The organism is uncultured Thiodictyon sp. (assembly GCF_903828115.1).
Lineage (GTDB): Bacteria > Pseudomonadota > Gammaproteobacteria > Chromatiales > Chromatiaceae > Thiodictyon.
The window spans coordinates 1-18,533 of the sequence record NZ_CAIKKU010000218.1 but is presented as its reverse complement, the minus strand read 5'-3'; the positions used below and the strand labels follow the sequence as shown (position 1 = coordinate 18,533).

General features: G+C 66.8%; 14 protein-coding genes. 1 reads left to right on the top strand and 13 read right to left on the bottom strand.

Annotated elements, in window-relative coordinates; genetic code table 11:
- Positions 1 to 293 precede the first annotated feature (293 nt).
- Positions 294 to 2,945: a hypothetical protein gene (locus tag QZY48_RS07950; protein WP_295429886.1), complete on the top strand. Its 2,652-nt coding sequence runs from the start codon at positions 294 to 296 to the stop codon at positions 2,943 to 2,945.
- On the opposite strand, the gene QZY48_RS07945 is transcribed toward QZY48_RS07950, so the two are convergent.
- The 13 genes from QZY48_RS07945 to QZY48_RS07885 form a co-directional block, all read right to left on the bottom strand.
- On the bottom strand, positions 2,906 to 3,472 hold the full coding sequence (locus QZY48_RS07945; RefSeq protein WP_295429884.1) for a 3'-5' exoribonuclease: 567 nt from the start codon (positions 3,470 to 3,472) through the stop codon (positions 2,906 to 2,908). The two genes, QZY48_RS07950 and QZY48_RS07945, sit on opposite strands and share 40 nt — an antisense overlap.
- An 8-nt stretch (positions 3,473 to 3,480) precedes the next feature.
- Positions 3,481 to 5,859: an RAMP superfamily CRISPR-associated protein gene (locus QZY48_RS07940; RefSeq protein WP_295429882.1), complete on the bottom strand. Its 2,379-nt coding sequence runs from the start codon at positions 5,857 to 5,859 to the stop codon at positions 3,481 to 3,483.
- Complete coding sequence (locus tag QZY48_RS07935; protein WP_295429880.1) at positions 5,849 to 7,372, bottom strand: RAMP superfamily CRISPR-associated protein; 1,524 nt, start codon at positions 7,370 to 7,372, stop codon at positions 5,849 to 5,851. Before QZY48_RS07935 ends, QZY48_RS07940 begins: the two co-directional genes overlap by 11 nt.
- On the bottom strand, positions 7,369 to 9,240 hold the full coding sequence (locus QZY48_RS07930; protein WP_295429878.1) for a hypothetical protein: 1,872 nt from the start codon (positions 9,238 to 9,240) through the stop codon (positions 7,369 to 7,371). The genes QZY48_RS07935 and QZY48_RS07930 overlap by 4 nt, the downstream gene beginning before the upstream one ends.
- A complete protein-coding gene (locus tag QZY48_RS07925) occupies positions 9,237 to 10,949 on the bottom strand; it encodes a hypothetical protein (protein ID WP_295429876.1) in 1,713 nt (570 codons plus the stop codon). Before QZY48_RS07925 ends, QZY48_RS07930 begins: the two co-directional genes overlap by 4 nt.
- Before the next feature lie 143 nt (positions 10,950 to 11,092).
- Positions 11,093 to 11,488: a NifB/NifX family molybdenum-iron cluster-binding protein gene (locus QZY48_RS07920; RefSeq protein ID WP_295429874.1), complete on the bottom strand. Its 396-nt coding sequence runs from the start codon at positions 11,486 to 11,488 to the stop codon at positions 11,093 to 11,095.
- 273 nt (positions 11,489 to 11,761) lie between these two features.
- Positions 11,762 to 12,469: a Crp/Fnr family transcriptional regulator gene (locus QZY48_RS07915; RefSeq protein WP_295429872.1), complete on the bottom strand. Its 708-nt coding sequence runs from the start codon at positions 12,467 to 12,469 to the stop codon at positions 11,762 to 11,764.
- Positions 12,470 to 12,583: 114 nt separating this feature from the next.
- Positions 12,584 to 13,063 carry a type IV pilin protein gene (locus QZY48_RS07910; RefSeq protein WP_295429870.1) on the bottom strand — a complete coding sequence of 160 codons (480 nt, stop codon included), beginning with the start codon at positions 13,061 to 13,063 and terminating at the stop codon, positions 12,584 to 12,586.
- Positions 13,064 to 13,641: 578 nt separating this feature from the next.
- Positions 13,642 to 15,903 (bottom strand): VWA domain-containing protein, encoded by a 2,262-nt coding sequence (locus QZY48_RS07905; protein WP_295429869.1) that lies wholly within the window; start codon positions 15,901 to 15,903, stop codon positions 13,642 to 13,644.
- Between the two features lie 104 nt (positions 15,904 to 16,007).
- On the bottom strand, positions 16,008 to 16,349 hold the full coding sequence (locus tag QZY48_RS07900; RefSeq protein WP_295429867.1) for a zinc ribbon domain-containing protein YjdM: 342 nt from the start codon (positions 16,347 to 16,349) through the stop codon (positions 16,008 to 16,010).
- Between the two features lie 289 nt (positions 16,350 to 16,638).
- Positions 16,639 to 16,866: a DUF2283 domain-containing protein gene (locus QZY48_RS07895; protein WP_295429865.1), complete on the bottom strand. Its 228-nt coding sequence runs from the start codon at positions 16,864 to 16,866 to the stop codon at positions 16,639 to 16,641.
- Positions 16,867 to 17,236: 370 nt separating this feature from the next.
- Positions 17,237 to 17,509 carry a BrnT family toxin gene (locus tag QZY48_RS07890; RefSeq protein ID WP_295429862.1) on the bottom strand — a complete coding sequence of 91 codons (273 nt, stop codon included), beginning with the start codon at positions 17,507 to 17,509 and terminating at the stop codon, positions 17,237 to 17,239.
- 270 nt (positions 17,510 to 17,779) lie between these two features.
- Positions 17,780 to 18,533, bottom strand: a 754-nt coding sequence (locus QZY48_RS07885) for an HNH endonuclease (RefSeq protein WP_295429860.1), incomplete at its 5' end; no start/stop codon positions are given.

Here is an 18,533-nt window from a genome sequence, read left to right as displayed (position 1 = left end):
CCGCTCCTACGGCGAAGGAGCGGCCCCCAGGCCGCGACGGATTGCCGCAAGGACGCGTGGCCGGCGTTATGATCAAGGGCCGTGTTGCGCAAGCCCTCGCCGCACTGGGGTGCGGCGCTCCCAGTGGCCGGAGTGATGATCCAGACGCGCGCGCATGGGCGGCTTGTACCTGGTCCCATTGTTGCGGGTGAGTTGCGTCGTGGTGCCGGGGCGGTGGTTTTGGGCGATACTGGGGCCACTCGAGGAGGCGGGCGTCCGCGCGCTCGCCGGATCAGCCCGACTGGAGACCTGAGATGGGCGCACGCGATACCTTGCTGGTGATTGAATCCGCTGCCGGGACCGACCTGTTCGAGTGGGCGGTGGCGCTGGGGCTGGAGCCGCGGCGGGCCCTGCCGGACCCGGGGCTGATCCCCAGCGGGACCGACCTGCTGGTCGTGGACCTGACGAGCGGCGCCACCGGTTTCGACGCGCATCCCCGGCTTGCACCCTGGCGCCGGGGGGCCGACACCGGCCGGCGGGTCCTGATCACGGCGACACCGCGGCGGGCGGGGTGTCGGGACGGCCAGCCCTACGGCCTCTTTCTGTCGCCGCGGGAGTGCCTGCGGCAACTGGCCCTGGGACCCGAGGCGCTCGCGGGGCACTATGCACAGCATCCGCACGACTACCTGACCGATTGCGGTGAGCATCCCCGGGACTTCGAGGACCGTTTGCGGGTGCCGCTGGGCGCCGCGGCGGCGCGCACCCTGCCGGCCCTGTGGCGGGAGGCGATCGGGGTGCTGAGGCAACCGGGATGGGTGCGGGACCTGGGCGACCTGACCTTGGTCCTGGTGCCGGCCTCGGTGAACCCGACCCTCGCGCTCGCGGCGGCGCGCTGTCTGGTGCGCACCCGACACGATTGGTCGGCGGCGGGCCAGGGCTTGCCGGCCCATCCGCTGCTGATGCTGGTGCTCGTGGGTGAGGCCGCGCCCTGGGAGTCGCCGTGCGCGGACCCGCGCGCGGCCGTGCGCGGGCTGCACCTGTTCGCCCAGGAGGCCGCGCCCGGCCAGGGCCGCGCGGGCTGGCGGACGGTGAATCCACCGCCCGACTACGCCTATGCCTGGGACTACAGCCTCGTGCCCCTGGAGGGAGACCCGGGCGCCCACCTGCGGGCACTGGACCAGGACCTGTCCGCACTCCTGGCGGGCCTGCTGGTGGATCAGCGTCCGCTGCGCCACTACGGCTGCACCTTCTTCTTTCCATTCGATCCCGGTGACCGGGCGCAGGGTGCCTTCGCGGCGGCGCTGCAGCGCCAGCTCGACACCCAGGGCGAGGCCCCGGGGCGGGTCGCGATCAGGCCGCGTCACTATGCGGGCGACCTGGCGGACGCTTGCGATACGCAGGCCCTGCTCTACTTCCTGCCCCACCTGCGCGACCTGCTCTACGACCTGAACCAGGGCGGTGCCGGACTGGACCCGATCCGGGAGTGGTCCCTGACCGGCACGGCCGGCTGGCGGCTGGAATTGGACGGGGACCCGCCGGGCTCGCCCCTGAAGGCGGCCGAGGTGGAGTCGGTCCGGCTGCTGCGCTATTTCAACGGGTCTTACCTTTTGGCCCTGCGCGTGGTCCTGCCGGCGCCGACGGGCGACCTGGCGGCCTTGGGTTGCGCGGGCCCGACCTGGTGGCACCCGCTGGTCTTCGCCGATGCGCAAGTCCTGGCGCGGGTCCGCGGGCGCGCCCTGGCCGCCTGGCTGGGATTCACCCGGCTCGCGCGGGTGGTCTATCCGAGCTTTCCGGAGCAGTTCGAGGAGGGAAAGATCGCCGCGCAGTTGCGCCTGGTGCCGGATGACGGCAGCGAACCCGCCGGGTTCCGGCCCATTCAGGCGCAGGGGCGACTGCTGATGACCAGCCCGCCGGGGCTCCTGTTGTCACCGGTGCTGCGGCACCTGCTCACCCGCTTTTTCGGCAACGGAGCCCTGGCCGGGGCGCCGTCACTCGCCGAGTTTCTGAACGGGTACCAGGACTTTTACGACGACCGGCTGTTCGTGAACGTCGCCTACGGCCTGGCCGGACCGGCACCGGAGCCGGCCCTGCGCACCGCGGTGATGGGCCGGCTGTTCAGCCTGGCGCTCCTGGTGGACCGCCCGGTCGATACCTTCGACGACTGCGGCGGCTATGCCTATGACCGCGACTGGCTGGCGGAAACACTGGACCTGGCCTCGCTCAAGGTCTGGGATGCAACCGGGCTCTACGCGGGCTTTACTGACATGTCCAACGCCTGGCTGGGCGCCGGGGGCTATTTCTGCGAGACCGTGGCAGCGCGCCATGTCCCCTACAGCTATGAGCGGATGCTGATCCTGTGCCTCTTCTACCTGGCCTCGTTGCGCCGCTATCACCGCCAGGTCTCGGTCGCGACCGCCGGTCTGATCCGCCAGGGGTCGCGCGCAAGCGACCGGACCGGGGCGTTCAAGGCGCTGCGCGAGGAGTTCATCACCTTCACCAACCGCTACTGGTTCAGCGAGGTGACTCCCCAGTTACAGGGCCGGCGGGTCTTCGCGTTGCAGCAGCGGGCCCTGGGCATGGAGGCGGAGTATCAATTGATCAAGGACGAGTTGGAGCGCGCACACGAGTTCCTGGAGGCCGAACACGACCATGAGATGCGGGAATTTTCCGCCAAGGTCAGCACGCTCGGCCAGCGGGTCGGGGTCGCGGCCCTCCTGATCACCCTGACGGCCCTGTGGGCTGCCATCCTGCCGCTGATCCCACTGGACGGGGGCACAGGTCCATTGGGCGCGGCCCTGTCGGCCGGTCAGACCTGGCTTCGCGAGGGCGCGATTCTGCTGCTCGCCATAGTCCCGCCCGGGCTCCTGTCCTGGGTCCTGTGGCGAGTGTTCTTCTCGGGTCGACCGGAAGGGACCGACACGGGGGCTCAGGGACAGGGCGCGAACTCGCCCAGCAAGCGCCGGTAGCAGGCCAGGGTCAGGCGCGCGTCCCACAGTGCATGGTGGCGTCGCGGTGCGCCGGCCATCCCGGCGAAGGCGACGCGGTCGGTGTCGGGGTCCAGACCGCGCAGCTTGAACAGGGTGACCAGGTCGAAGGGCATATAGAAGACCTGGGCGGGGAGTCGGCGCGCGCCGCCGAAGAGTTCGCAGAACAGCACCCAGTCATAGGCCAGGCAGTCCGCCCAGACCTCGACCCGCGGCCACTGCGCGAGCCAGTCGGCCAAGCCCCGCGCCATCGTCGGCGGGTCGCCGAAGCAGGCGGTCAGCTCGCCCTCGCGCAGGGTCTGCGGCCGGGCCCCGGGGCGGCCCAGCCAGCGGGTGTGCGCGAGTACATTGGCGCGCACCCAGGGGTCGCAGGCGGCCGGGTCGAGGCCCGAGACCTCGCCATAGAAGGCGGCGCCGGATTCGGCGCACAGCCCCAGGCTGATCAGTCGGGCCTGCTGGTGCAGGCCGGTGAATTCGGTGTCGAGGAAGAGGGGGGTGGCCTCTGTCATTGCTAAGGTCACCGGCGGCGGGGCGGGCGGTGGGGCCTCAGGTAGGGGAGGCCCGGGACGGCCCCGTCCCCCAGGGACAGCGGCTCGATGAACTGATAGTTGACCTGGTGGGGGTCATCGTTGCTGACGAACCACTCATAGCCGTCTTCCTCGCCATAGGGGTCCGGTTCTTCGTCCGGGTGCCGGTCGTCGGTGTCGACATAGGGATAGCAGACCGGATGGTCGATCAGATTCACGTCGCCAAGCTGCATCAGTGCCCGCAGGGCCTCTCGATCGATGAGATCGGTGCCGGGCAGCAGCGGCTTGGATCGCCGCTCATGCGCGCCTTGCGGCAGTTCCTCCGGGTAGCGGTCGGCGAGTCGCTCCGGTATCGGGGTCTCACCGGGGGCCAGCCAACGGAGCTGATACCGCGATTTGTGCAGTCCCTTGGCGCTGTAGCGTTGCCCCCGCATGACGAGGAACAGGCCCTCGAGGGCGATGCGCACCACACCCAGCCCGAGGGGCCGACCCCACCCCAGGCGGTGATGAAACTCGGTGCGAGCGTCCGGGTTGAACGCACTGAGGCCGGGGTCGATGGCGGTGCAGAGCAGGTCCAGTTCGGACTGGGTCAGGTTGTCGAAGTCCACATGGAACCACAGGTCCTGACCATCGGCGAGCGGATTGCCGTAGCGGCCGCCCTGGCGGGCGTAGTCCTCCAGCAGTGCCCGATCCTCGTTGGTGGGGTGCGACCGGTCGATCTTATCGAGCTTGCCGGTCTCCCACGGCCGCTTCGCCTTGACCTCGTGCGGGTCATGGACCAGGTAGTGTTTGCGCCCGTTCGGAACCTGCTTTTTCAGATCGAGGTCCTGTTTGCGCACGGGGCCGCCTGAGCCGGTGCGAAAATACATGGCGGGCGACGGCGGCTTGGGTGACTGGAGTTGGCGCAGGGCGACGGGCGCCGGATAGAAGAGTGCGGGTTCGTCGAGCCCGAAGGCATCGCAGAAGCGCACGCGCGATGCCAGATTGCGGGCGCCGCGGTCTTGGTCGCGTCCCCTGGGCATGGCCTCGACGACGCCGAAGAGGCACTCGGCCGGGGTCAGTCCCGCGCGGTCCGGACTCCAGGGGAGCACGTCCTTGCCCGCGCCCTTCTTGTCATCCCCCTGGAAGGCACCGTACAGATCGCCGCGGACAGCGCTGCGCCAGATGGCCGAGAAGCTGACCTCGGTGACCTCCAGGCTTCCCGGGTCCACGTTGAAATACACCAGGTCCCCGTCGCGCAGGAACCCATCGGCCCCCTCGGAGCGGGCCGGTTGGCGCACGCCGTAGCCCTTGGGGAGGAAGGGCACCCGGTAATCGGCCGCGGTCTTGGCGTCGTTGGTCTCCCAGCGTTCGCGCGCGATGCGCTCGAAGTCGGCGATGGCCGCGGGCGCGACCGACAGTGTGGCCTGGCGGTCAGGACGGGCGGCGGCCAGGCGCGCCTCCCAGTCTTCGGCATAGGGGACGAACCATTCGTGCCGCTTTTCCGGCATGAGGTCGTGCTCGGACCTCAGACCCAAGACATAGGTGACCCCGCGCATCGGTTGCCCGTCGAGGCCGGCGGCAGCGGCCTGGACGTCGCGCAGGTACCCCCGCCGAAAGGCGAAACTGCCTTTGGCCTTCAAGGGATCGTCATCGCCCTGAATCTCATAGACCTTGCCTGCCGTGGCGTCGGCCAGCCGCATATCCAGGGCCTGCGAGGACCAGGCGAAGCTGGCGTTGTCCCGCGCCTGGAAGCAATCGAATCGCGCGGGGTCGTCCGCGCTGTCACCGTAGGTGCCGTAGTAGGCGGCAAGACACTCACCCAAGGGCAGACCCGGCGGGAATACCCGGTTCCATGGGGCCTGGATACGCACCCGCGGAGGATCGCAGGGCAAGCCCGTCAAGGCCAGCGGCAACAAACGCCAGCTCCCGTCCGACTGTCGGCGCAGCAGCCCGATGGCCTTGAGGCTGCGGTTCATCGCCTTGCGCACCGAAAACTCCCGCTGATCCAGCACCCGCATGGCCGACTGGCTGATGGCCTCGGCCACCGCCCCGATGGCCCCGCGCAGGCTGCTGCCGGGGACCGCCAGTTCGCCGTTGCTGCGGTAGTTGGTGATGGTCCCGGGCAACCCCTGATCGCCGTCCTGCTGCTGCGCACCGACCAGGGTCGGGGTGACGGTGGTCAGGCGGCACAGCAGGCGGCCGGACAGGGTTCCGGGCTGCCAGCAGTCATGGCGGACCTGGGTCTGCCCCTGTTCGATCGCGTCCCAGGCGGTCTTGGGGACCGGCTGCCCGGGGTCTGGTGCGGCGCCCGCGTCCGGTGCCGTTTTGTGCAGCCGGCCGGTGACCGGGATGAACTGATAGGGGGAATAGAAGGCCTCACCGTTCATCCGCGGGCTCCTGTGGAGTGTCGGCGGCGGCCATGTCCCCGTCGATCCGTTGTTCCAAGGCGTCGACCCAGTCCTGCGCTCCTGACCGGGGCGCCGCGGACAGGGTCTGCTCGATGACCGGCAAGACGGTTGCCCAGGGTGGGGCCGGCTGGTCGAGGGCGGTCTGATCGCCCCGGTTCGGATCGGCCTCGGCGAGGATGACGCGCAGCACGCCGAAGCCGCGCGCCCGGCCCCACCCCAGGGCCAGGTCCCCCTCCAGTGCATCGCGCAGCAGGTGACACAGCAGTCCGAGCGCCCAGGGTTGCGCCAGCAGGCGCGGCTGCACCAGGACCTGCCAGTCGAGCCGCCGGGGCCGCACCGCCAGGACCTGGTACAGGCGTTGGTCGGCCACGCCGCCGGTGAAGCGGTCGATGGCGTTGAAGGTCTGGGGGTGGCAGTCCCGGTCCTGGTCGAAGGCACCGCGCGCCTCATCGACAAAGAGTCCGGCCATGGCCCGGGTGCTGCCGAAGACCTCGCCGGTCAGGCCCTCGGCGACCTGGCGGCGCTGCCGCTCCGGGGCCCGCGGGTGACGGTCGGCGAGCATGGTCATGAGGATGCGCCGGGCCTGAGCACGCAGCAGACCCTTGAGGCTCGCGGCCGGCACCTGGACCGCGCCGCCGACTACGCGGAAGCTGCGCACCGCGGGGCGCTCGCCGGTCTTGCGCGGCGGGTTGCTGACCAGCAGGGGCGAGCGCGGGTAGATGCGCAGGGACAACCGCAACGCGGCACCGACCGGACCGGAGACGGGCGTCGCGTCCTGGTCCGGGCCCGGCATCGGGAGCACCTGCTCCTGGTAGTTCTCTTGATCGGTGCAGAGCCAGTGGAGATGGTCCGCACGGCTCAGGGTGCGGACCCGCAGCCCCTCCGGGGTCCAGCACAGCCGCCCGTGCAGCCGGGCGCGGCCGGCGCCCAGCCCGTTGGCGGCGCCGCCGTCGAAGGCGCCCAGGGCGGCGAGAAAGGCGTCGAGCTCGGCGGTGTCGATCCGCTCCAGCTCGAAGCGACAGCGAAACGCCGTCCCCTTGGGCACCAACTGCTGGGTGAAGAGGTGGCGGTCACGCGCACTGCGGGTGATGGGGTCGATGGCGATCCGCGTCTCGGTGTCGAGCACCAGGGGCTCGGCGGTATCGCACCGGGCATCGTAGACCCGTAAGGCCCCGGCCCGGCCGAGCGACTCCTGATCCAGGGGCAGGCCCGGCTGGCGGGCGCGGCGGGCGCTGCCGAACAGCCGTTCGGCACCGGCGGGGTCGCTCGGTCCGCGGCGCCGCAGGAAGCCGCGCAGGGTGCTGGCGGGCAGATAGGGCGCACCGGCGCCGTCGCGGCACACGGCGGTCACCAGGCCGCTGACGCCATCGCGATCCGCGGCGCCCGGCCCCGCCGGTTCGTCGAATCCGCTGCCGATACGCAAGGGGCCGCGGGTCTGGAGCACGCCGGTCACGATCACGTGCTCCCAGGTGTGGCGGTGTGGGGCGCTCATGGCAGGTCCTCCGGCAAGCGGTGCAGTGCCTCGGCGGCCGGGGCCAGCGCCTGGTGCCGCGGGTCGTTGATGGCGACCTCGCCGAAACCGTTCTCGCGCAGATAGGGGTTGGTCTCCCAGGTATCCTGCGCGCGGTCGCCGACCTGGGGCAGCCCGCTGCGCTGCCACCGCGTGACGGCGGCCCTGACCCGCTCGGGGTCGGCGCCGGGACGGCTGGTCAGCACGAAGACGCTGCCCGCCAGGGTGAGCCATTCGGGCCTGTAGTCCTCCCGGCCGCGGAAGTGCCGCCAGTAATAGTCACCGCCCACCAGTTCCTGCTGGGCGTAGTAGTGGCGAAGTTCCAGGTCCGCACAGGCGCCGGTCCAGTACTCGCTATAGGCGGCCTTGAGCCGCTCGCCCCCATTGGTGGACGGGATGAGCAGGTCCTCGATCCGGGCGGGCAGGAGGCGCGCCGGGGTGCGCACCAGGATCAGCCAAGCGTCGCGGCCGTCGATGGCGATGGGTTGCGGGGGCGCCGTGGGTCCGAAGGGGTGCGACCGCACCTCGACCCGGGCACCGGCGCGCGTCTTGCCCAGGTCCTGCAGGCCGCCGGACAGGAGTGTGATCAGCCGTTCGGTGACCGCGCGGCGGGCCGCGGGGGCGACCTGATCCAGGTCCAGGTCCAGACACCAGCAGTGGTCCTGGACATCGGTACACTCCAGGGCGAAGAGTTGGGACTCCTCGGCGACGTTCTCCCCGGGGCGGATCGCGGTACGGACCACCAGCAGGTGCGCGGGCGGGGACTCCCGGTCGGTGCCCGCCGGGTCCCAGGCGCGGCAGGCGGCAACGCGGTGGGCCTCCTTCCAATCCGGCAGGAAGAGCGGCGGCAGTTGCTCATCACCGTACCGCAGCAGACAGGGGGCGTCCTCCAGGGCGAGGTCATGCACCACCGGCCCGCCGGCGGTCGCGAAGACCGCCAGGCTCAGCGGCAGGGGCAGGCGCCGCGCGGGAGCGCTCCGCGGGGCCGGCAGGGCCATGGTGACGACCAGCCGATCGATCTCCAGGTCCCGTTGCAGTGCCTCCCGGTCCCCGCCGTGGGCGCGGGCCAGGACCGCCTTGACGGCCGCCCCGGGGATCTGATCATGGTTCAGATAGCGGTTGTTCTCGGGTTGGAAGCGGGCGGTCTGGGCGATATTGAACGGCTGATTCAGGTGCAGTACCAGGCCGACGCGGGTCCCCAAGGCAGCGCTGTCGAGCGGGGGCTCGATCAGTGCAACGGGCTCCAGGCGCAGCAGCTCGGCACGCAGCACCCGCCCGAAGCCCACGCCCTTCTGCGCGCCGATGGCGGACAGCCGGGCAAGGGCCTTGCCCAGCCACCGTTCGCAGTGTCGGCGGGCCTCCTCGTCGCTGAAGCGGGCGCGCAACTCGCCGGTGAAGGTTGGCTCGGCGCCCACGGCAAAGGCGCTTTCCGCGATCTGGATTTGGCCCTCGGCGACCACCTCGGCGGCGTTGATCGCGATGCGGTGGCGTGCCGGTTGGGCGGACCCGGACGGCACGCTCGCGGGGTCCAGCCGCCAGAAGAGACCGAAGGCAAGGTCGGCGATCTGCGGCTCGGCATCCGCCGTCTGATCCGGACCGAACCAGGCCGCGAGGTCCTGACCGCGGACCGGTCGGAGCCTGGGGTCGGTCGGGTCCGGCACCTGGGCCAGGTCCTGCGCAAAGCGGCCGAGCAGGTGACGCAGGTTGCCGCGGATCAGGCTGCCATTGATGACCGGCTGACCCCGGTAGCGCTGGGTGGCGGCATCCAGGCCCAGGGTCAGGGTGCCGGCGGCATGGGTGAGTAGCGGCGCCTGCAGGGTGAGGCACAGGCGGTAGCGGGTGCGGATCATGGTGCGGCCTCGCTTGCAGCGGCGGCGCGCCAGTCGCGTTCCGGCACCAGGTAATCCCAGAGTTCAGTCAGGTGCAGCCACAGCCAGGCGCGGTCCGCGGGGTCATCGGTGCGGATACCCAGTTCCTCCGCAAGATATTGCAGGTCCTCGATGACCGTGGGCAGCGGTTGGACGGCAGCACCCGGGTCCGCTGCCGGTCTTTGCTCCTGGGCCAGGGCCAACAAACGCTGCTCCATCCGCTCAAAGGCACTGCGGGTCGCCGGGTCCCGATCCGGCGCTTCGGGCCAAGGCGTCCCGCCAGGCAGCGCCCCCACCACGCCGCCGAACAGGTCGAAGTCGATGCCATCAGGGGGCGTCCCGGCGATCCGGCGCGCCAACCGGAACACCTGGCCGCGGCCCAGGCCCGTGCCGCCCAACAGGCGGCCGGCCGCGGCCCGGCCCGCCCCGAACCAATCGGCGGGCGCTCGCAACGGGGTGCGCCTGGCCGCCACGCCGCCATAGCGGTGGGCCCAGAACGGCTCGAGGCTCGCCTCGACCGGATAATCGATCGATTCCAGGACCATGTAGTCGAAAAAATTGCCCTGGGAGTGGGATGCCTGCATCCAGGCCTTGACGTCGTCGGCGAGGGTCTGGGCCAGTTGCCGCATCCGCGCGATGGGCGTATGGGCATGACAGAAGACAATGCCGCCGGCATGGGTCAGGGGCTCCTTGAAACGCCAGTTCGCCGCGCAGTGGTAGAAGAGTTGCAGCACGTCGAAGCCGAGCCAGGCGGGGACGACCAGTGTCATCTCGTCGCCGCCCCACAGGAGCGTCTCCAGCCGCAGGGCCAGGCCGGGGTTCTGCTCTGGGGTGCAGTGGGTCTCCAGGAGCGGCACCTGTGCAACCCTCCGATCGATCAGGGCCTCCAGCAAGGTGGCGAGAAACTCCGCCCGATAGCCTTGGATACGGTCGTCGAACGCAATCTGGTCCGCGGGGGTCTTGACGTGGCGGCGCTGGATGGCACCAAAGCCGTTGCCGTCCAGATAGATGACTGCCATCTTGTGGTTCAGGCACCGAAACGACGGGCTGTCGGCGAGGCGCTCGAAGTCCGGGGCATAGCCCACCCCGGCGATTCGCTCCAGGCGCTGCGCCGTGATCGTCGTCGCGGCGGCGAGGGTCTGCAGGTAGATGCCGGTCTTGAGTTGTTCGCCCTGCTTCCAGCGCCGGGCGACGGAGGTACTCAGGCTGCAACGCTGGTCGCCGAGTTGCCGCGGTGGATCTTGGCCGGGGACGCAGGAGCGCTTACCGGTCAGGGCACAGGGTTGGCGGGCGGCGTCCCCGGCGACCCGATCCGGCACGCCCGTGAGTTGCCGCAACTGCTCGCGCCGGACCTTGGCCGCGAGCACGGCCTTGGCCGTCTGCAGCTCGGCCGCGGCGCACCGGGCGACGACGAAGGTGAAGAGCCCGAAGCGCGGGTCGTCGCGCAACCAGTCGACGACGCGTCCCTCGATCGTTGCCGGGTCAGCCTCGCCCTTGATCCGATAGAGCCCCACGGAGGCGCCGCTGGAGAGGCGCTGCAGGTCCTTCTGAAACTTCACGGGAATCTCACTCATGGCCAAGGCGAGCAGAAAGCTGCCGCCGCGGATCACGCTGAGTTGGCCGGTATCGAACAGGGTCGCGTAGATATTGACCGCTTCGACCTGTAGAAAGTGGGTCCGTTGCTGCAACATGCGGGCTCCGATGTCCTGGGCGATGCAGGCGCCGCCTCAAGGATGGCACCTGGCTGAACGCTAACCCATTTTCACCAAGCGGCGCAAGGTCTCAGCGGATCGTAACGGCGCCGCCGGGGCCGCCACGCGATGGCAGGCGCGGATCAGTGCTCCTGGATCCGGACCAAGACCGGCTCATCCACATGATGGTCGTGGTCATGCGGCAGGGCCGCGGCGAGCGGTTGGCCGGTGGCCACCTGCACCACGGCGACCAGTGGATCGGTCTGGCTGGTCGCATGGACCAGGATGCCGTGGCGCGCCAGGCGCTCGATGAACCCCTGCCCGGCCCCCTGGGTCACCAGGGTCTGGAGCCCGAGCCCGAAGAGCGGATGGTCCTCCCCGCGATAGGCGTGGACCGACAACTCCTGGGGCAGGTCGAGCCGGTCGACTTCCTGGGGTGGGCTGCCGCTCGCGTCCGTTTCATAGACGAGGAAACGGCGCGCCTTGCCGGCATGGCCGGTGATGGTCTTGAAGTTCTGGCTGGTGACGGCGATCCGCATGGAACTATTCCTTTATTAAGGGGTAAGGCTTAATGGTCAGGAGGGGACGACGGCACCGACCAGGCTTGCGGACTATACAAGACCGCAAGAACGATCAGTCGCCCGGACCGGCCGCGCGGGCCTCTCGATCAAGGTTCCGGCCGTAGGGTGGACAAGCGATAGCGCAGTCCACCGAATCCCGCGCCACCGCTGGTGGACTGCGCTGCGCTTGTCCACCCTACGATGCCGCCTGGCCGGGACGATGATCAAGGCCGCCGCGCGGCCGCGGCGCCATTATTCCTCGGCGATCCGCCGCAGGTTGGGCAGGTCCAGCACGAACAGATTGGGCGTCGTCTCCACCAGCAGGCGCCGCCGCTTGAACTCGGCGATGGTCCGGCTGGTGGTCTCGGTGGTGACCCCCAGCATGGCGCCCAGGTCCTCCCGGCCGAACAACTGGCACTCGCCGGGCACCCCCTCGTGCATCAGGCGCAGCAGGAGCCGGGCCACGCGCTGCCGGGCGGAGCCGGTGGAGAGTTGGGTCAGCCAGGCGTCCGCCTCGCTCAGCGCGCGCTGCCAGCGCGCCATCAGTTCCCGGTGCAGGGTCGGGTTGTCGGTACCCAGGTCGCGCACGATGCGGGCCGGAAAGCGGCACACCTCGGTGACCTGCAGGGCCACGGCCTCGTGCTGATAGCAGTCCCCGAGGATGGCCTCCAGCCCCAGCACATCGCTGGTACGCGCCAGCCGCACGATACGCTGGCTGCCGTCGGGCAGATACTGGATCAGCTTGCAGGCACCGCTGCGCACGGTGAACATGAAGTCCCCGGTGTCCCCGGCATGGTACAGGGCCTGGCCGGGCTTGAGCGTAAACTGATCAATGGGATCATGGATGCGCTCGAAGTCGCGCTCCTTGAGACCGGCAAACAGCACCGAGGTCAGCAGGGAGCAGTTGCGACAGTCGGCCTCGCCGGACCAGGCATCGCGCAATGTCACGCTCTTCACCATTTGGCTCTTGGGCTTTCTCGATCATACCGCCGACGACTGAGCGTCGACCTAAGCGTTGCTGAAGCGAACCGCCAGGGGCCGGGGCCAGGCGCGTCCATCGGACCACCGCGAGCGCTACCAACCAGTGCGGGCGCCCGTATGGTCTAACGTCAGTGCCGCGGTACCCTCAGAACTTACCGGAGTTGCCGTCAGTGTGAAGGCGTCATTTGCCAAGGTCGTCAGCGAAATCGTATAATATTCATCGCTGCCATCGATCGGCGATTTTCGCGAGGGAAGTGCAACATTGGCCGCCGTGCGGTCGCAAGCGACGACACAGGTGGGACTACCGGTGCAAGCCCCTTTATAGCAGCCGAACTCCGTGTAGACCCGCTCCATGAACTGGGCGTTCTGCATAAGCACCGCCTTGGCATCGGCACGCCGGGTCTTCCTGACCTGACTTTGGTACGAGGGATAAGCAATGGCGGCCAGTATCGCCACGATGCCGACCGCAATCAGCAGCTCAATCAAGGTAAACCCAAAGCCCGCCCGGACGCGCCCCACTGGCCCCGCCCCTGAATTTTCTGCGTAAGTGCGGATCACCTGTGATGACAGCATAGAATGCCCCCTGTTTTCAATTTAGCCAATGGTCTTACCGGGTCGCGACCCGTGCCTGAGGGGGCCGCGGTACGATGTCTCCACGCGACCCGCGACGCCCTGAAGAATCATACACGCCGACCCCCGAGTGCCGGCGAATGTTGCGCCCCCACGTCGTCCGCCGCCTGCGCTATCAGCGTAAGTAGCTGATTTTAATAAAACTTAACCCCTTATGGAGGTAAAGTTGGGTGGCGCCCTGAACGGTTACTGGTGACACCAACATCAGCCGCACCCCCTGCATAATAATCGGGAGTCGCAAAAGAATCGAACGCGCCGGTGACACTCGTCGACAGGGCCGCCGCGATTAGGCCAACCACCTGATCCAGCACGCCAAACCAGGCGGACGCCCAAGCGGCGGCCGCCGCCGTCCCGGTCTATTTCCGGCGACGCCGGGTTTCGACGTCAAGCCTAGCACGATCTTAGCCGTCTGCCTGATCAAGGCCATGACCACCCCTTCGGGTCCGCTGTGCGCACCAACGACCTCGCCGTCAGCACGGTGGCCGGAACCATGATCAGGCCCGGACCTCCCATACCGCAACCTATTTGGTCAAGGCCATAAAGAGCTGCGGCAGCCGCTCCGGCAGCCGCTCCACCCGGTCGATCACGGTGAAACGATTGCCGAAGCAGTCGCGGACATACTGGTCGGCCTGGGCGTCGAGGTTGATACAATAGGTGTAGATGCCCCGCTGGTCGAGTTCCTGCACCGCGCGGTGGGTATCCTCGATCAGCAGGCGCTCGTCCTGTACGTCGATGTCGTGGGGCTGGCCGTCGGTCAGGATCAGCAGCAGCTTTTTCTCCGCCTGCCGGGCCTCCAGGTAGTGGGCGGCATGGCGCATGGCTGCCCCCATGCGGGTGGAGTAGCCGGCCTGCATCGCCGCCAGCCGCGCCTTGACCTGCTCGTCCCAGCCCTCGCTATAGCCCTTGATGTGCTGGTAGCGGACCTCGTGGCGGGTATTGGAGGAGAAGCCGGCGATGGCGAATTCGTCCCCCAGGTGGTCGATGGCCCAGGCGAGCAGGGCCACGGCCTCCTGGCTGAGTTCCAGGATGCTCTGGGTGCACCCGTCCGGCACCTGATTGAGCGACTGGGACAGGTCGAGCAGGAGCATGACGGCGATGTCGCGCCCGTCGTGGCGGTGGCTCATGTTGATGCGCGGGTCGGGCGTCGCCCCGCCCCGCAAATCGATGAGTGAACGGATGGCCACATCCAGGTCCAGTTCGCTGCCCTCCTCCTGATAGCGCAGGCGCACATATTGCTGGGGCTTGAGGAGATCGAGGATCTGTTTCAGGCGCTTGGCCAGCATCCGGTGCTTGGCCAGCAGCGCGTCGATCCGGGCGGGGTCGCCGGCCGGGTGCAGGCCCTCGTAGAGACTGACCCAGTCCGGGCGGTAGGTCCGGCTCTGATAGTCCCACTCCGGATAGTGACGGGGCGGCAGGGCCGCGGACTCGTCGGCCGACCGCTGCTTGGGTTCCTCGTAGGACTCCTCTTCATCGCCCTGTTCGATATAACGCCACAGGTGGCGGTTGTCGTCACGGTAGTCCACCTGCGTGTCGGTGAACCAGACCTTGGACGAGAGGTCCTGTGCGCGGCGGGTGCGGGCGATGTAGCTGACGGCAAGCCCCGCCATGGCCTGGGTGCTGGACTGGCCGGCGGCCAATTCGGCATGAAAACGGGCGACGAAGTCAAGTAGATCGGGGTTGCGGTAGCCGTGGTCGGGGTCGAGGACGGCGCGCGAGAACATGGCGAGACGATGGCGGATGCAGGACTCGTGCTCGGGGTCGCAGGCATCCTCCACCGGCCGGGGGTGCAGGGCCAGCAAGAGTCGGCGCAGCCCCGGGTATTCACGCAGGGCCAGGGTCTCGACCCGGCAATCCTCGAAGGTCTCGACCGCGAGGCGTTGAAAGGGGCTCAGGTTGTCCGCCACCAGCGAGCCGCTCCAGCGCAGATGGGCCGCGACATGGGCCAACAGGGCACGGTAGCGGTCGATCCCGGCTACCCCATCACGGTCGTCGTAGCAGTCCGGGATGCGCACCCCCAGCGCGTCGAAATAGGGCAGCGGCTTGCGCAGCTCGTCGAAGGCGTCCGAATAGGGGACGAATGGCCGGCGCTCGCACCACAGTGCCCGCAGGTAGAGGTCCAAGCGACGCTCATTGTCGATGAACAGGGTACCGTGACGCTCACGCTGGAGCACGGCCCGGCTGTCGGTCGATTGCAGGCCAAAATAGTCACGCTGACGGTCGGGGTGGTCGGAATAGTGACGCAGGCCATACTCGATCCAATTGCTCAGCCCCTGGCAGGTGAGTTGACCCAGGAGATAGGGAACGCGCTCCAGCAGATCGGGCAGGCCGGGACTGGGAATGGTGGTGTGGAAACCGTGGATCGAGCCGGTGGTCCGCTCCATGAAATCAAGAATCAGATCGATGTAGCGCCCCAGCAACTCGGCACTGCCCAGGCGCCGCGACGCCTCCGCGATGCTCTGCAGGAAGGGCAGGATCGCCTTGCCGTTGGGACTGCGCGACATCTTCCACACGGTCTGCGAGACCAGCCCCAGGGTCTGCTCGCCGAGCGCGGCGGCGACGTGCGGCAGTTCTTCAAGATAGACCAGAACCGGCTCGAAACCCCGTCCGATGCGGCAGATCAGCGAGGCCCCGTCCAGATAGTCCTTGATCCCCGCCGCACTCAACAGGGTCTGCGCCTCGGCCATCAGGTCGGGAAAGACCTGATCGAGTTGCGGGAAGTTGCAGCGCAATTGCTCGCGGTAGGGCAGGAGGACCTCGGGCGCTAGGGGGACTGGTAGGGACATGGGGCCTCCGGCAGGACTGTTGCGGGCTTCGGGAACTGCGTTCATCCCGATCGCCGAAAAAGAGTTTATCTCACGGAGACACAAAGACGCAAAGAAAGCGATGGTCAGGCCTTTTTCACGAATTCGGATTTCAACTGCATGGCACCGATCCCATCGATCTTGCAGTCGATGTTGTGATCGCCATCGACGAGGCGGATACCCCTGACCTTGGTCCCGACCTTGACGACCGCGGAACTGCCCTTGACCTTCAGGTCCTTGATCACCGTCACGCTGTCTCCATCGGCCAGCGCATTGCCGAAGGCATCCATCACCGCCAGCCCTTGGTCGGCGTCCTGCGACACCGCATCTCTCGACCACTCATGCCCGCATTCCGGACAGACATACATGGCCCCGTCTTCGTAGGTGTGCTCCGACCCACAGGCCGGACATTGCGGTAAGCTGCTCATTCTGCGCCCTATTGTTGATTAGTCTTCTGGCTCCGACGCGCCGCCGCTGGTGGACTGCTCTGCGCTCGCGCTCGTCGCTCCAGCGGTGTCACGCCTGTGTCAGGCGCTGTGCGCCGCGAGGCCGAGCACCCGACCGTGACGGGCGCTGGCCAGCCCGGGCCGCGCAGCGGCCAACACATGGGTGACACCGCTGGAGCGGTGTCACCAGCGCCGTCTGCGCGGCACCATCAGGCCAATGCTATCCGTCCATTCAACACGAGCCAACCTGAGCGGAACCGAGCGCCGGATGTCAGGCGACTTTTCTCGTCGAAATGCTCTGATCCGGTTTGAGTGTATAAGACAAAATGGTGTCGATGTTAAGCCTATGAGACGCCCTAAGTATTTCTATGCCTATAATTTTTCCCTCAGCGGTGGTATCCAGATTGACGCCATGTGCGATTTCGATGACGCCATCCGGCTCCTGGTCGCCAAGTGTCAGATACAAAGCGTCGATTTCATTGTCATAGTGGGCTTTCATGTTCGCGTGTCTTGGAAACTTCACCTTCACATCAATTCCCCGTGGCATCGTTTCCGTTCTAAATTGTGACCGAAGGGCTGAGCGGTTGAGCGGCAAACCGAAAATGTTGGGGTTCGTTCCTAACTCCAACCCACGGCCCTGCAACTAGCCCCGCGTACTGGAAGTGGGTGATCCGGAATCGCCGCTTTTCGTTACCCTGATGAGAAAGCGCAACGCCTCATTGACCGAATGAGAATCCGGAAAAACGGCAGCCACGTCTGGCTCCAAGAGGACACCATGCTGCCCGGAGGCGGTGCGACCAGGGCCAACTTTTCTCACCCGCAGGCTGCTTAGATCATACTCTGGACGAAGCTCATCGTCGTTTTCCACACTACTGTTCTTCATAGGTTTCACGCTCGCTTCGTGTTGCCGGTCTCGCGCTTATCAGGCGGGCTATTTCCGCATCTTCAGTATATGAGACAACCAACAGCCGCCCTTGTTCAGAACATCCAACCCTGATGTATCTGTGCTCAGTCTCCGAGTGATCTGGATCGAAAAAATCGATGTAAAGCAAGTCGTTGAACACGGTTGCGGCCTCGCTGAACGCGACGCCATGTCTCGCCAGATTGCGTGCTGCTTTGCTCTCGTTCCAGGAAAATTCCATGGGACTTGCGCCTTCGGCCATTATCGATTGATGGGTGCCGCGCCGATCTTGATCATATCCGCTTTACGAGCCACAACGCGGTTAAGCGACGACCCAAGGATGTTGGGGTTCGTCCCTCACCCCAACCTACGGCCCTTCAAGCTGATCCTCGAAGTCAGTCAGATCGTGAGTGTCCCAGAATTGTGCCAACGCTTAAGTCGAGTCAGCGCCAGGAAGCTCTTGTATTTTCATGGTCTTTTCAAATGCTTAAAGAGAACATCTCCGACTGCCCTATCTTAACCTCAGGTCGGTGTCATCCCTATTGCTCTTGCCGAGATTGCATGAGTCACAAAGTGTTTGGTAATTATCGAGCGCATCCCGGCCGCCCTTCGAGCGCGGGATGATATGATCGACATGAATAATGGCGTCATCGCCAGAACCCCTGCCGCAAGAGACACATTTCCAGTGATCGCGCTGAAAAACCTGCCAGCGGATAGCCGGCATCACCTTGACTCGTCGCTCGGCCGCCTCCTTTGCCCGCAAAACCGATCCTTCGGGGAGACTCGATCGTACTTCGGCTGGATCGCTGTCGCTGCGATTATCCTCCATTAGCCATTGATTAGCCTTGGCGATGAGATCGAGAAAGCGAACCGGCTCGCCTCTTGATATCCGAATATAGGAATCATAAATCGGGAAGAAAAGGACATATCTGTAAATAACCCAATCGATGGAGTCCGGTGAAACCGGAAACGGCTCGGGACGCGGCGAAATAAAAGTATTGTCAAATAGCCGGCTCTTCATCATATGGCGGTAGTGCTCCGCAAAAGTGGCAATCGGCCCCGTCGCCGTATCGTAAGAAAACGTTGGAATCATCTCGCAAAAATAACACAAGCTGTGAGTCAGGCCCTCGAACTCCAGATGAAAGTTGAAGAATTTCTCGAAGGACGCATCCGAGAGGCCCTTCAACCAGTAATGCTCCATTAACACGCTCAGCCCACCCTCCCTAAGCATTAGACCAAACCGAAAAGGAAGAATCTTGACTGGT